This window comes from Bradyrhizobium australiense, from assembly GCF_013114825.1.
Taxonomy (GTDB): Bacteria; Pseudomonadota; Alphaproteobacteria; order Rhizobiales; family Xanthobacteraceae; genus Bradyrhizobium; species Bradyrhizobium australiense.
The window spans coordinates 148,140-162,033 of record NZ_JAAVLX010000013.1 but is presented as its reverse complement, the minus strand read 5'-3'; the positions used below and the strand labels follow the sequence as shown (position 1 = coordinate 162,033).

8 protein-coding genes and 1 pseudogene are annotated in these 13,894 nt (G+C 64.1%); 8 read left to right on the top strand and 1 reads right to left on the bottom strand.

Translation table 11 applies throughout. The features are described 5' to 3' along the window. The 4 genes from HCN58_RS31840 to HCN58_RS31825 form a co-directional block, all read left to right on the top strand. Positions 1-628 (top strand): tetratricopeptide repeat protein (locus HCN58_RS31840; protein ID WP_171583297.1); only part of this gene is annotated, 628 nt, incomplete at its 5' end. Positions 629-774: 146 nt separating this feature from the next. Then, positions 775-1,449, top strand: coding sequence for an OmpA family protein (locus tag HCN58_RS31835; protein ID WP_171583296.1), 675 nt, complete (start codon positions 775-777; stop codon positions 1,447-1,449). Between the two features lie 159 nt (positions 1,450-1,608). Beyond that, positions 1,609-2,532, top strand: a complete 924-nt coding sequence (locus HCN58_RS31830) for an efflux RND transporter periplasmic adaptor subunit (protein WP_171583295.1) — start codon at positions 1,609-1,611, stop codon at positions 2,530-2,532. Then, positions 2,532-5,693: an efflux RND transporter permease subunit gene (locus HCN58_RS31825; RefSeq protein ID WP_235984068.1), complete on the top strand. Its 3,162-nt coding sequence runs from the start codon at positions 2,532-2,534 to the stop codon at positions 5,691-5,693. The genes HCN58_RS31830 and HCN58_RS31825 overlap by 1 nt, the downstream gene beginning before the upstream one ends. Before the next feature lie 572 nt (positions 5,694-6,265). Here HCN58_RS31825 and HCN58_RS31820 read toward each other — a convergent pair. Continuing rightward, complete coding sequence (locus tag HCN58_RS31820) at positions 6,266-6,940, bottom strand: Crp/Fnr family transcriptional regulator (protein ID WP_171583294.1); 675 nt, start codon at positions 6,938-6,940, stop codon at positions 6,266-6,268. A 217-nt stretch (positions 6,941-7,157) separates the two neighbouring features. On the opposite strand from HCN58_RS31820, the gene HCN58_RS31815 reads away from it, so the two are divergent. The 4 genes and pseudogenes from HCN58_RS31815 to HCN58_RS31800 form a co-directional block, all read left to right on the top strand. Beyond that, positions 7,158-9,221 (top strand): AsmA family protein, encoded by a 2,064-nt coding sequence (locus HCN58_RS31815; RefSeq protein WP_171583293.1) that lies wholly within the window; start codon positions 7,158-7,160, stop codon positions 9,219-9,221. A 231-nt stretch (positions 9,222-9,452) separates the two neighbouring features. After that, positions 9,453-11,906 (top strand): adenylate/guanylate cyclase domain-containing protein, encoded by a 2,454-nt coding sequence (locus tag HCN58_RS31810; protein ID WP_171583292.1) that lies wholly within the window; start codon positions 9,453-9,455, stop codon positions 11,904-11,906. A 701-nt stretch (positions 11,907-12,607) separates the two neighbouring features. Then, positions 12,608-13,498, top strand: coding sequence for an efflux RND transporter periplasmic adaptor subunit (locus tag HCN58_RS31805; RefSeq protein WP_171583291.1), 891 nt, complete (start codon positions 12,608-12,610; stop codon positions 13,496-13,498). A gap of 135 nt (positions 13,499-13,633) precedes the next feature. Continuing rightward, positions 13,634-13,887: pseudogene (locus tag HCN58_RS31800) on the top strand (GIY-YIG nuclease family protein); the annotation flags it as partial. Positions 13,888-13,894 lie beyond the last annotated feature (7 nt).

Below are 13,894 nucleotides of genomic sequence, written 5' to 3'. Positions count from 1 at the left end.
CCAGGTCGCCGCGCCTGCTCCGCCACCCCCGCCTCCTCCGGCGCCAGCAAAGCCGGTTGAAGCCGCGATTCCGCCGCCCCCGCCGCCGGCCAAGCCTGTCGAGAGCCCCAGCCCGACTGCGGTTGCGCTGGCCGACGACCCGACCATCAAGAACCTGACCGCCAAGCTCAACGACAATCCGGACGATGCCGCCGCGCTGTACCGGCGCGGACAGGTCTACGCGAGCAAAGGGGCCTACGAGCTCGCCATCAAGGATTTCAACAATTCGCTGCGGCTGAACCCGAAGGATGTGGAAGCCTACAACAACCGCTGCTGGGCCCGCACGGTGATCGGCGACCTGCAGGCAGCGCTGAAGGATTGCAACGAGGCGCTGCGGCTGCGACCGAATTTCGTCGACGCGCTCGACAGCCGCGGCCTCGTCAACCTGAAAAGCGGCCAGAACAAGAATGCAATTGCTGATTTCGACGCCGCCCTCAAGATCAACCCAAGATTGACGTCGTCGCTGTACGGTCGCGGGCTTGCCAAGAAGCGCAACGGCTCGATCTCGGAAGGCGATCTCGATATTAATAATGCGAAGGCAATGGACCCCAATATCGTCAAGGAATTCGCCGATTACGGGGTGCAGTGACGATTTTTCAGGTAGAAGGCGGGCGGCGCCTCGAACCCTGCGGCGGGCGCCCACACTAAAGACAAGCAGCCGGCCGCCACCCAAGGTCCGGCAGCTCATTTGGATGACGTTGGAACCGCGTGGGAAGCCCGCAGGAGGGACTGGCAATGGCATATTTCTCAACGAAGAATATAACCGCGATCGCCTCGGTTGCGACGCTCGGCGCCGCAATGTGCTTAAGTGCGGGAACCGCCTTCGCGCAGGACAGGAACGTTACCGAAGATCAGATCATCCGCGCGCTGGCGCCGGAGAAGAAGCCACTCACCCGCGGCCTTTCGGTCGGCCCGCAACAGACCGTCGACCCGACCGCGGTCGCTGCCGAGAGTAAATTCGTCCAGAAGATCCGCGGCCGCTCCACGCGTTCGCTATCGACCGCCGAGCGCGAAGAGATTGCCGCCGTCGTCAAGGACAAGCCGAAGATCGATCTCGAGATCAATTTCGACTACAACTCGGCCGACATCAGCGCGAAGTCGCTGCCGTCGGTTCAGGCGCTCGGCCGCGCGCTCACCAACAATGACCTCAAAGGTTCGACCTTCGTGGTCGCGGGCCACACCGACGCGGCCGGCGGCGAAGCCTACAACCAGGATCTGTCGGAGCGCCGCGCCGACGCGATCAAGCGCTACCTCGTCGACAAATACGGCATCAACGGCACCGATCTCGTGACTGTCGGATACGGCAAGAGCAAGCTGAAGGATCCGAGCCAGCCGATGGCGGAAGTGAACCGCCGCGTTCAGGTCGTCAACATGGAAAACAAGGCCACGGCGTCGAACGCATCCAAGTAAGGATCTGCAAGTAAAGGCGTGGCGCCGAGCAATATTTTCCGGTTACAATACGTCCCGCAGCACAAGTGCGGGACGTATTCGTTTTGGGCTCCATGGCTGGTCTTCGGCCGGCCACATGCGCCCTGTTTGATTTGACTTCCAGTCTGGATTGATCCGGCGATGAAATTCTCCGAATACCTCAAACCTGCGCTCGGGGGGGCCTTCGTTGCTGCTCTCGCGGTCGGCTATTATTGGTTCGAGCACCGTCCCCGCGCGGAAGAAAAGGAAACGCCGGGCCAAGCGCTGGTGATCGTGGCCAAATCCACCAATGCCTGTTTTTCCGACATGGTGCGCGTCACCGGCTTCATAGTGCCGCGTCGCGAGGCCCAGATCGGAGTCGATCAAGAGGGCTCCAGAGTCACCGACCTGTTGGTTAAGGAAGGCGACACGGTCACCGAGAATCAGGAGCTGGCGCGCCTCACGGCGCCGCCGCAAGTACCGGGCGCCCCGGCCGGCAGGCCCGGGCCGGTCTCACTTCGCGCGCCCGCTGCCGGCCTCGTCACCGAAGTCAGAACCGCGGTCGGCGCGCCGGCTTCGCCGCAGGCGGGTCCGATGTTCCGGATTTCCGTGAACAATGAAATCGAACTCGAAGCCGAAGTGCCGAGTGTTCATCTGCTCAAACTCAATCCAGGTGCCACGGTGCGCATCAGCCGTGACGATGCGCCCGATGTCGTCGGCAAGGTCCGGCAGATCTCGCCGCAGATCGACCGCACCACCCAGCTCGGCAAGGTGCGGATTTCGCTTAACAACAATCCCTCACTCAAGGTCGGCATGTTTGCGCGCGCCAATATCGACGCCAAGCGTTCCTGCGGCGTCGCCGTCCCGCGCACCGCCATCGACCGCCTGACCCTGCAGGTCGTCAAGGGCAACACCATCGAGACGCGAAAGGTACGCGTCGGCCTGACCTCCGAAACCTCAACTGAAATTCTTGAAGGCCTCGATGTCGGCGAAATCGTCGTGGCCGATGCTGGCACCTCGCTGCATGACGGCGACCAGATCAAGACCATGTTCGCCGACGAACTCGAGCGCACGCGGGCACGCTAATGGCTTTGAACATCTCGGCTTGGTCGATCCGGAACCCGCTTCCTTCGATCGTCTTTTCAATCATTCTCCTGGTCTTGGGCTGGGTCAGCTTCACCAAGCTCGCGGTGACCCGGCTGCCGAGCGCCGACATCCCCGTGATTTCAGTCGCGGTCGCGCAATTCGGCGCCGCGCCTTCGGAACTTGAGTCGCAGGTCACCAAGACGATCGAGGACGGCGTGTCCGGCGTCGAGGGCGTGCGGCATATTTCGTCCTCGATCACCGACGGCCTGTCGGTGACGACGATCCAGTTCGCGCTCGAGACCAACACCGATCGCGCGCTGAACGACGTCAAGGACGCCGTCACCCGCGTTCGCGCCAACCTGCCGCAGAACGTCAACGAGCCGCTGATTCAGCGCGTCGACGTGATCGGGCTGCCGATCGTCACCTATGCCGCCATCTCGCCCGGCAAAACGCCGGAGCAGCTTTCCTATTTCGTCGACGACGTCGTCAAGCGCGCGCTGCAGGGCGTACGCGGCGTGGCGCAAGTCGAGCGCATCGGCGGTGTCGAGCGCGAAATTCTCGTTTCGCTCGATCCAGACCGGCTGCAGGCCGCCGGCCTCACCGCCGTCAATGTTAGCCAAATATTGCGCGGCACCAATGTCGACGTCGCCGGCGGCCGGGCCGGAATCGGCAACAGCGACCAGGCGATCCGCACGCTCGCCGGCGCCAAGACGCTGAACGAGCTCGCCGGCACCATGATCCCGTTGTTCGGCGGTGGCGAGGTCCGGCTCGACGATCTCGGCACCGTCACCGACACCATTGCCGATCGCCGGACCTTTGCCCGCTTCAACGGCGAGCCGGTGGTGGCGCTTGGCATCAAACGCTCGAAGGGTGCCAGCGACGTCGTGGTCGCCGCCGCCGTGCAGAAGCGCATTGATGCGCTGAAGGTCGCCTATCCCGATGTCGACCTGAAGCTGATTGATACCTCGGTCAACTTCACCAAGGGCAACTACGATGCGGCGATCTCGACCTTGTTCGAGGGCGCGATCCTTGCGGTGGTCGTCGTGCTGTTGTTTCTGCGCGATATCAGGGCGACCATCATCGCCGCGATCTCGCTGCCGCTGTCGATTTTTCCGGCGTTCTGGGCGATGGACCTGCTCGGCTTCTCGCTGAACCTCGTCTCCTTCCTCGCCATCACGTTATCGACGGGCATTCTGGTCGATGACGCCATCGTTGAGATCGAGAACATCGTGCGCCACATGCGCATGGGCAAGTCGCCCTATCGCGCAGCGCTCGAAGCCGCGGACGAAATCGGCCTCGCCGTGATCGCGATTTCGCTGACCATCATTGCGATTTTTGCTCCCGCCAGCTTCATGTCAGGGATCGCCGGGCAGTTCTTCAAGCAATTCGGCATCACCGTCTCGGTGCAGGTATTCTTCTCGCTGCTCGCGGCGCGCTTCGTGACGCCGGTGCTCGCCGCCTACTTCCTCAAGGATCACCCGCATGAGGATCCGCCGCCTGGGCGTATCCTGCAGACCTACACCAAGCTCGTGACCTGGTCGGTGCGACACTACTTCATCACCGTGCTGATCGGCTTCGGCGTCTTCGCCGCCTCGATCTGGAGCATTACGCTGCTACCGCAAGGTTTCCTGCCGGCGCAGGACACCGCGCGCTCGCTGCTGGCGATGGAATTGCCCCCGGGCTCGCAGCTCGCCTACACCGAAAAGGTTACGGAGGAAATCGTCGCCCGCCTGCGTAAGCGCCCCGAGGTGAAGAGCATCTTCGTCGACGGCGGCCGGGTGCCGCCGGGGACGCAGGAAGTCCGCCGCGCCGCGCTGATCATCAACTACACCCCGAAGGCCGATCGCAAGATTACCCAGCGGCAGCTCGAACTCGAAATCGGCCAGGAACTGGAAAACGTTCCCGATATCCGTTTCTGGTTCCTCGACGAAAACGGCCTGCGCGCGATTTCGCTTGTTGTGACCGGCGTCGACAGCAACATCGTCAACAATGTCGCCAGCGAGCTGGCAACGCAGATGAAGCGGATTCCGATCATCGCCAACGTGATTTCGGAAACCTCGCTCGACCGGCCCGAGCTTCGCATCCGTCCGCGCGCCGAACTGGCGGCCCGGCTTGGCGTCTCCACCGAAAGCCTGTCGCAAACGATCCGTGTCGCCACCATCGGCGATGTCGGCCCGGCCCTGGCCAAATTCGACGCCGGCGACCGTCAGGTGCCGATCCGCGTTCAGCTCGAGGATAACGCGCGCAGCGACCTGCAGATGCTGCAGCAATTGCGCGTGCCGCTCGGCCAGCGTGGCGAACGCGGCGGCGTGCCGCTCTCGGTCGTTGCCGACATCCAGCTCGATCAGGGCCCGACCAGCATCAACCGTTACGACCGCGAACGGCAGGCAACCGTCGCCGCCGATCTCGTCGGCACCGCAGCGCTTGGCGACGCTACCAAGATGATCTACGACCTTCCGGTCATGAAGAGCCTGCCGAAGGGCGTGAAGGTCAGCCCCTCCGGCGACGCTGAGAGCCTCAACGAGCTATCGGAAGGTTTTGCGACTGCGATCACTGCCGGTCTGATGATGGTCTATGCGGTGCTGGTGCTGTTGTTCGGCACCTTCCTGCAGCCGATCACCATCCTGTTCTCGCTGCCGCTCTCGATCGGCGGTGCCATCGCCGCCTTGCTGCTGACCGGCAAACAGCTCACGACGCCGGTGTGGATCGGCATCCTGATGCTGATGGGCATCGTCACCAAGAACGCAATCATGCTGGTGGAGTTCGCGGTCGAGGCGATCCGTGAGGGCAAGAAGCGCGACGAAGCGATCATCGACGCTGGCATGAAGCGCGCGCGCCCGATCGTGATGACCACGATCGCGATGGCCGCGGGTATGATGCCGTCAGCGCTGGCGTTCGGCGCCGGCGGCGAATTCCGCTCGCCGATGGCGCTTGCGGTGATCGGCGGCCTGATCTTCTCCACCATCCTGTCGCTGGTGTTCGTGCCCGCGATGTTCATGGTGATGGACGATCTCGGCGCCCTGTTCTGGCGGTTCGGCCGCAAGCTGATCGTCTCCAGCGCGGAGACGGAGCCCGGCGCCCATGGATCGGGTCATCACAACAAGCCGCCTGCCAAGGGGCCGCCCGCGACGCCGCCGGCAATGTCGCCCGCGGCAGAGTAACTGTGAGCAAGCGCGCCTCAAGCGGTTCCGGCTATCGATCGCTTCTCCACGCTCTTCGAGATGTGTGCCTGATGTGCAAGATCTCTACGCGTCGCGCACACGATAGAATATCCCGTAGGGTAATGGACGACAAATACCCGCACACCAGGATCATCCGTCCGATAACCGCTGTGTGGATGGTCTTGAGCTGCGCTACTGCCTCGCGAATGCCAGCCGCTTGTTTCTTCGCAATGCCAGCAGATCGTTCTCTCAAATACTCGAGGATTCGCTCTCGATCGGAGAACGCCGCGGGCGTAGAGCGTGCTCTCATCCTTCGTGCTGCTTGTCGGCCTTCGCAATCAGCTCATCCGACACGAATTCGCCGCGATCGGCCTCAGCAAGTCCTTTGGTTACCGCCGCCCGCTCGTCGTCTGACATCGTATAGACACCGTCCGGCGAGCCTCCATCTCGCGGGCGTATTCGGCAAGCTATTCCTGGTCCTCCAAAGGCCAGGTCTCGGCATGCTCGATCACTTCTTTGAGTATCCTGCTCATGCAAACCACAGCAGGTCACGCCTGACGATGAAGGGGAACCTACTCGTTCCTCGCCACCGCCGTCAGTTTGGTCATGTTCTGCAGCAGGATTCTGCCGCGCTGCAGGTCCAGAATGCCGTCCTTGCGCCAGAGCTGCAGTTGGCGGTTGACGCTTTCGCGGGCGGCGCCGACAAAGACACCGAGCTGCTCCTGCGAGATGTGCACTTCGGAACCGAAATCGGTAGCAAGCGCACAGAGCCGGCGCGCCAGGCGAACCGGCAGCGGCTGCAGCACGGATTCCTCCATTCGCTCGCTCTGCCAGCGGATGCGCTGGCAGAGTAGCATCATGATCTTGATCGCGACCTTGGGCTCGCGTTCCAGAAAGGCGAGGAAATCCTCGCGCCGCAGAACGAACAGTTCCGACGGTTCGCCGGCGGTGGCGTCCGCGGTGCGGCTCTGGCCGTCGAGGACGGCGACCTCGCCAAAGAGATCGCCGGGACCCATGAAATTCAGCGTCAGGCGGCTGCCGTCGGAGGCGCCGGTTTCGATCCGGATCTGGCCGCGGCGGACGCCGTACAGGGCGTCGCCGGGATCGCCCTTCTGGAACAACATTTCGCCGACGCCGAGCTGCTGGGTGTGACAAAGGCCGGAGATGCGCTGCAATTCGTCCGCGCCCAAATCCGCAAACATCGGATTCATTTTCAAAATGACCGCAAATTCGGCCTGTTTACTCATTGTATTGCCTTCCAGATCGGCTCTACCGCCCCGAATGCCGGTTAGCAGGATTCCCGCGCCGGCAAGTGTGTCATAAGTCACATAACTTTGCAGTACCCGCGGAATATTTTTGGCTGCTTTGGGCACTATCCCTTTCCGGGATAAGCTCGCCTGACCGGTTGCGACGGCGTGTCGAGCCACCGAAATAAGAGCCGTTTGCGCGGTCTGGAATGTCGATATGAGAGCACTGAAAATTACCGGCGCCGCCATTGCCGCCGTGATCGCCATCATCGCGCTGCTGCTGTTGATCGGCATCCCCTCGAGCTTCCTGAAGGCCGAGATCCAGGAGCGGGTCGAGCGCGAGACCGGCTACAAGCTCGCCATCAATGGGGGTGCCAAGATCGGTCTGTGGCCATCGCTCAACATCCGGCTGAACGATGTCACGCTGCAGGATCCGAAGGACCGCGACATCAACCGCCGCTTCGCGGCCGCAAGCATCGAGGCCGACGTGACGCTGGCAAGCCTGTGGGCCGGCCGGCCGCAGATCACCGAGCTCGTCATCGTCCGCCCGGTGGTGAATTTGCCGCTGCAGCGCGAACGCGTGAGGGAGGCCAATCCTTCCTCGAGGCCCGCCGCCGCCAAGCCGGCTGACGCCTTTTCGATCGAGCATGTCAGCGTTACCGGCGGCACCATTGTGTTCTCCAACCTGCGCGATCGGGTCGAGAACAGGATCGAGACCGTCAACGCCGACATCACCATTGATGCCGACCGCAAGGTCAGGCTGACCGGCAGCGCGCGCAGCAGCGGCGGCTATCCGTTGAAAGTCGAAGCCAAGGCGGCGCTGCCCGCAGCCCCGATCGAGCGGCAGAATATTCCGGCCGAGATCAAGATCGACGCGCCCGGCCTGTTGCACGCCCAGCTCACGGCCAAGGCCGAAGCCCGCCTCAATGGTTCGGTCGTGATGATCAATGGCGTCACCGGCGCGCTCGGCGACGGCGCGTTCAACGGCTGGGCCTCGGTCGATCTGTCGAGCAAGCCGCTGGTGAAGCTCGACCTCGATTTCCAGCGGCTCACGGTCGCGATGTCGCGCAGCACCGGCGACTCTTCGGCGCAGCCCTGGAGCAATGCGACGATCGACGTCAACGGGCTCAATTATGTGGACCTGCAGGCGCGCATTTCCGCGGCCGAACTCAAAATTGGCGACGCGCGCTTCACCCCTGCCGCGATCGACGCCGCGCTCGCGAGCGGCGTCTTGAAGGCGCAGGTTTCCAACCTTGGCGCCTATGACGGCAACGCCAATGGCGATCTGACCCTCGACGTCTCCGCCGCCAATCCCACCTATACGATGCGGGCCGACCTCACCGGCGTGCGCGCGCTGCCGCTGCTGGATGGCCTTGCCGATTTCGACAGGCTCGACGGCAAGATGCAGGCGAAGATCAGCGTGCGCTCCTCCGGCACCAGCCAGCGCGCGATCATGTCGAACATGGCGGGCACCGCCTTCGTCGTGTTCCAGGACGGCGCCATCAAGGGGCTCAATGTCGCGCAGATGATCCGCTCGCTGACGGCGAGTACCTTGTCCGGGTGGCAGGCGAGCGATGAAAAGGCGACGGATCTGTCGCAATTGTCAGCGTCCTTCAGGATCGACAAGGGGCAGGCGCAGACCACCGATCTCAACCTGGTCGGCCCGCTGGTGAAGATGACTGGCGTCGGCACCATTGATCTCGGCACCAAGCAGATCGGCTTCCGCGTCGAGCCGAAACTCGTGATGACCACCGAAGGCCAGGGCCGCGCCGGCGATCCGGTCGGGTTCGGCATTCCCGTGATGATCGAGGGTCCGTGGGGCAGCCCACGGATCTATCCGGAGATGCAGGGCATTCTCGACAATCCGGACGCGGCCTATGCCAGGCTGAGGGAAATGGGCAAGGGGCTGTTCGGCCAGAACGGCGCCGGGCTCGGGGCTGCGATCGGCAGCCTGCTCGGCGGGCAGCCGGGCGCTGCCGGTGGACAGGGCGCCGCGTCCGGCACCGGCCAGGCCGGCGGCAAACCGAACGATCCGCTCGGCGGCCAGCTTGGTGAGACCATCGGCAATCTCATTCAAGGCTTGGGTGGATTGGGTCAGAGCCAGGGCCAGGGCGGCACGCGCCCGGGTGGCCAACGGAGCCTGACGCCGACCTCGCCCGCCGAGGCGCCGGCCCAAGCCGCGCCAGCCGAGCCGGCAGCTCCCGCACCACCGAGCGATACGACCGCGCAGCAGGACAGCCAGCCGATGAACGAGGTGTTGCGGCAGTTGTTCAATCGCTGAGGCGGCGACTCCCTCGCCCCGCTCTTCGCGGGGCGAGGTTAAGCGGGGCTTGCGCATGACAATGAATCCCCCCGCTTCCTGCCTAAATTCGGGGCTAACCATGCCGGCCGAGACCCGCTGGCCCCGTCAATTCGTGCTAAACAGGCCCTCATCCGGGGCCCCATTGCGGCCGGCCCCGCAGCAAGCGACGAACGGATGCGCACGCTCACGGCGTGGCGCACGAGGGTCCGGATGAGCGAGGGCAAGGACAGGCACGGGTTTCTGCGCGAGGGGCTGTTCGCCAAATACGTCGTCGCGCTGGTCGGGCTTGTCGTGTTCGTGCTGGCCGTCAACGGCGCGATGGAAATCTGGATCACCTATCGCGGCATCAAGAGCTCGCTCCACGACGGCATGTCTGACAAGGCGGAGGCAACCGCCAAGCGGATCGCGCAATCGATGTCCGAGCTGGAGCGGCAGATCTCCTGGGTGACGCGTGCCTCCTCCAACACACTGGACCTGCGCCGCGCCGACTACACCCAATTGCTGCGGCAGGTGCCGCAGGTCAGCCAGCTCTCGCTGCTGAGCGCCGAGGGCCGCGAACAGCTCCGCCTGACGCGCCAGACCGTCACGCTCGGCAGCAACGCCGATTTCTCCCGCGATGTCAGATTCACCGAAACCGTCTCGCGCGGCACCAGCTTTGCGCCGGCCTATTTGCGCGACCAGCAGCCGTTCATGTCGATCGCGCTGTCGCATGCCGACGGCAGCATCACGGTCGCCGAAATCGACCTCGATTTCCTCTCCGAGTTCCTGATCGACGCCCAGGTCGGTAGGGTGGCGTATGCCTATGTCACGGATTCCAAGGGCGAGGTGCTGGCGACGTCCTCGAAGGGGCCCGAGGTCGGTAAGAATCTGTCGGCGCTGCCGCAGGTCGCGGCCATCAGCAAGCCCGGCGGCGTCGCGCCAAGGTCGGGCCTGGATGCCAATGGCGATGCCGTGCTGACAACCTCGAGCCTGGTGCCGAAACTCGGCTGGCGCGTGTTCTTCGAACAGCCGACGGCGCAGGCGCTGACGCCGATCCGCGATCAACTGGTGCGGATCGCGCTTCTGATCGCGCTCGGCCTCGTGGTTGCGATCATCGCCGGCACCATCATGGCGCGGCGCCTGCTGGTGCCGATCACGGCGCTGCAGGCCGGCGCGCGGCGTCTCGGCGCCGGCGATTTCGGCCACCGCATCGAGGTGAAGACGTCCGACGAACTGGAGGAGCTCGCCAACCAGTTCAACGGCATGGCGGGCCAGCTCGCCGAGACCTATTCGAACCTCGAAGCCAAGGTGAAGGAGCGGACGCGGGACCTGGCGCAATCGATCAACGAGCTCAAGGTGCTCGAGGAGGTCGGCCGCGCGGTCGCCTCCTCGCTCGATCTCAATGCCGTGCTGCCGACGGTCGCCGCGCGCGCGCTCGAGATCACGCATGCCGACGCCGTGCTGATCTACGGCTATGACGCCGGCAATCATCAGTTCAGCCTCACTGAGGCCATCGGCATCGACAAGGCGGCCGAAGGCCGCCATCGCGCCATCGACGCCGACCATTCGCCGCTCGGCGAGGCCGCGATGAGCGGCGAGCCAATCGCGATCCCCCAGCTTAGCGCGATGTCCGAACATGCCCTGCGCGATGTCGCTGTTGAGGCCGGCTTCCATTCGGTGCTGGTGGTGCCGCTGGTCGACCAGACCGGCATTTTGGGATCGCTGGTGGTGCTGCGGCGGAACGAGGGCGAATTCTCCGCCAATCTGATCGGCCTGATGAAGACCTTTGCGCACCAGGCGGTGCTGGCGATGCGCAATGCGCGGCTGTTTTCCGAAGTGGACCACAAGAGCCGCGAGCTGCTCGCCGCCAACGACATCGTGCGCGAACAGGCCAGCAAGCTGCAGGAGCAGACCGACCAGCTTCGCGACTGGAACAGATCGCTGGAGGAGCGCGTGGAGACGCAGCTCGGCGAGATCGAGCGCATCCGGCGGCTGGAGCGTTTCCTGGCGCCGCAGGTGGCGCAACTGATCGCCTCCTCCGACGGCCATGAGGGCCTGCTCGACAGCCACCGCCGCGAGGTGACGGTGGTGTTCTGCGATCTGCGCGGCTTTACTGCGTTCACCGAGACCACCGAGCCGGAAGAGGCGATGAACGTGCTGCGCGAATATCACGCAGCTCTCGGCGAGCTAATCTTCAAGTATGAGGGCACGCTCGACCGCTATGCCGGCGACGGCGTGATGATCCTGTTCAACGCGCCGATCCAGTTCGAGGACCACACCGCGCGCGCGGTGCGGATGGCGGTGGAGATGCGCGACACCATTGGCGGGTTGACCGAGAAGTGGCGCAACCGCGGCCACAATCTCGGCTTCGGTATCGGTATCGCGCTCGGCTACGCCACGCTGGGCCAGATCGGCTTTGAGCAGCGCCTGGAATACGCCGCGATCGGCAGCGTCACCAATCTCGCCTCGCGCCTCTGCGACGAAGCCAAGGCCAACCAGATCGTGGTGAGCCGGCGCGTTTACGGCATGGTCGAACCATGGGTCGAGGGCCGGCCGATCGATGATCTCAATCTGAAGGGATTCAATCATCCGATCCTGGCCGCGGAGATCACGGCCTGGCGCGAGTCGGTCGACAATGTGGTCGATGCGGCGGCGGCCGCGGCACGACGGAAGAAGATGCAGTAGCCGTCGTCCCCTCCCCGTCGTCCATGCGAACGCAGGGACCCATAACCACCGCGCGGATTTGTTGAAGCAAAGCCGTCTCCCCGCGTGCCCCTTACGCCGGCCGCGGCGTATGGGTCCCTGCGTTCGCAGGGACGACAGCGAATGTGCCGCACGCTCGCTTCACATTTCAAACAGCAGAAATCCTCCCGCAGCACCGTTGCGCCCGAGGATTTGCCCTATTCTCCGCCCCATGAAAATCAGAGGGCGCAGGGAAGACCGGGTGCTCGCTGCACCCGCGGTCTCGCGTGCGATTGCGCATAGCCTCACGGCCAGGCTGTCGCCCCATTTCAAAACATGCATGGCATTTTCCAGGCTTTCCTTCGGCGAGCGCCATGTGGGTTTGATTGCCGACGGATCATTCGAAGAACACGCGCGGGTCCGGCTCCGCCGGCGGCTCATCGGGAATGCGGTCCGGCAGGAAATCGCGCGCCAAGGGCGTCGAGCCGGGCCCAGAACGCGTCAAGGTCGACCGGCGGCTTCTTGATCGGCTCGGGCTTCACTTTGTCGCATACCTTGCTACCAACTCTGTCCTGCGGATGAAAGGCAGTTTTCGTTCATGATCAACTTGTGGCGAATCCGGGCTTTTCGGAAGCCCGTGACCGGTTGGCGAGTTGACCGCCGTTCTGATATCCATGGCGTCCTAAAACCGGGAACGAATATTGATGACCGCGCGCCTCCTATTGCCGAAGCTGGCCCCCGCCATCATGGCAGGCTTTTTCTCCCTCTCCTCCCCCCTCCTCGCCGCTGACGACACCGACCCCGCCGCGCCCAAAGGCGCCGCCGTCACCGTGCTCAAGGCCGCGAAATCCTGCTTTGCCAACATCGTCGAGGTGTCCGGCACCATCATTGCGCGCGAGGAGACTCAGGTGCGGCCCGAGCGGATGGGGCTGAAGGTGGCCGAGGTGATGGTGGATGCTGGCGATAGCGTCACCGCGGGGCAGGTGCTGGCGAAGCTGAGTTTGCCGGAAGGCGGGCAGATCACGGTGCAGGCGCCGGTGGGCGGGGTGATCTCGGCCACCACGGCGTCGGTCGGCGCGATGGCATCAGCCAAGGGCGAAGCGCTGTTCTCGATCATCGCGCGCGGCGAGTTCGATCTGGTCGGCATGGTGCCGACGCGCGATATCGCCAAACTGCAGGTGAACCAGACCGCACGGATCAAGGTGATCGGCGCCGGCGAGGTCGACGGCAAGGTGCGGCGTCTGTCGACCACGGTGGAGCCGAACAGCCAGCTCGCGCAGGTGTTCATCGGCGTCACCACCAACCGGCGGCTGCTCGTCAATTCTTCAGGCCGCGCGCAGATCAAGACCGGGCAGAGCTGCGGAGTCGCGGTGCCGCTGACCGCGATTCTCTACGGCTCCGCCGGCACCGTGGTGCAGGTGGTGCGGCGCGCCCGCGTCGAAACGCGGCGGGTGGAGACCGGGCTGATGTCGGCCGGCCAGGTCGAGATCACCTCGGGCGTGCAGGAAGGCGACATCGTGGTGGCGCGCGCCGGCGCGCTCTTGCGCGAGGGCGATCCGGTGCGGGCGGTGACGGCGAGCGCGGACGGGAAGTAGGGGTCCGTCGCCCCTGCGAAAGCAGGGGCCCATAACCACCGGCTTTCGTTGCGTGCTAAGGTGTCTGCCACCGCGGCCTATCGATAGATCACGCGGTATGGGTCCCTGCGTTCGCAGGGACGAGGGGCTTCGCGCATGTATTACGTTTACATCCTCGCGAGCCGGCGTCATGGGACGCTCTATATCGGGGTGACCAACTCGCTGGCGAAACGGATGGAGCAGCATCGCAATGGCGAGGGGTCATCGTTCGTCAAAACCTACGGCGTTTACCGCTTGGTTTATGTGGAGGCATTCGAGCGGGCCGACAGCTCAAGCGCTGGAAGCGGGATTGGAAGATCGAATTGATCGAGCGGGAAAATCTGGAGTGGCGGGATCTTAGTGATCTGATTGTTTTGA

Bases quoted from the DNA above. Each gene is read 5' to 3' on its own strand.
- HCN58_RS31805 (WP_171583291.1), top strand. From the start codon at position 12,608: ATGACCGCGCGCCTCCTATTGCCGAAGCTGGCCCCCGCCATCATGGCA.
- HCN58_RS31820 (WP_171583294.1), bottom strand. From the start codon at position 6,940: ATGAGTAAACAGGCCGAATTTGCGGTCATTTTGAAAATGAATCCGATG.
- HCN58_RS31810 (WP_171583292.1), top strand. From the start codon at position 9,453: ATGAGCGAGGGCAAGGACAGGCACGGGTTTCTGCGCGAGGGGCTGTTC.
- HCN58_RS31835 (WP_171583296.1), top strand. From the start codon at position 775: ATGGCATATTTCTCAACGAAGAATATAACCGCGATCGCCTCGGTTGCG.
- HCN58_RS31825 (WP_235984068.1), top strand. From the start codon at position 2,532: ATGGCTTTGAACATCTCGGCTTGGTCGATCCGGAACCCGCTTCCTTCG.
- HCN58_RS31815 (WP_171583293.1), top strand. From the start codon at position 7,158: ATGAGAGCACTGAAAATTACCGGCGCCGCCATTGCCGCCGTGATCGCC.
- HCN58_RS31830 (WP_171583295.1), top strand. From the start codon at position 1,609: ATGAAATTCTCCGAATACCTCAAACCTGCGCTCGGGGGGGCCTTCGTT.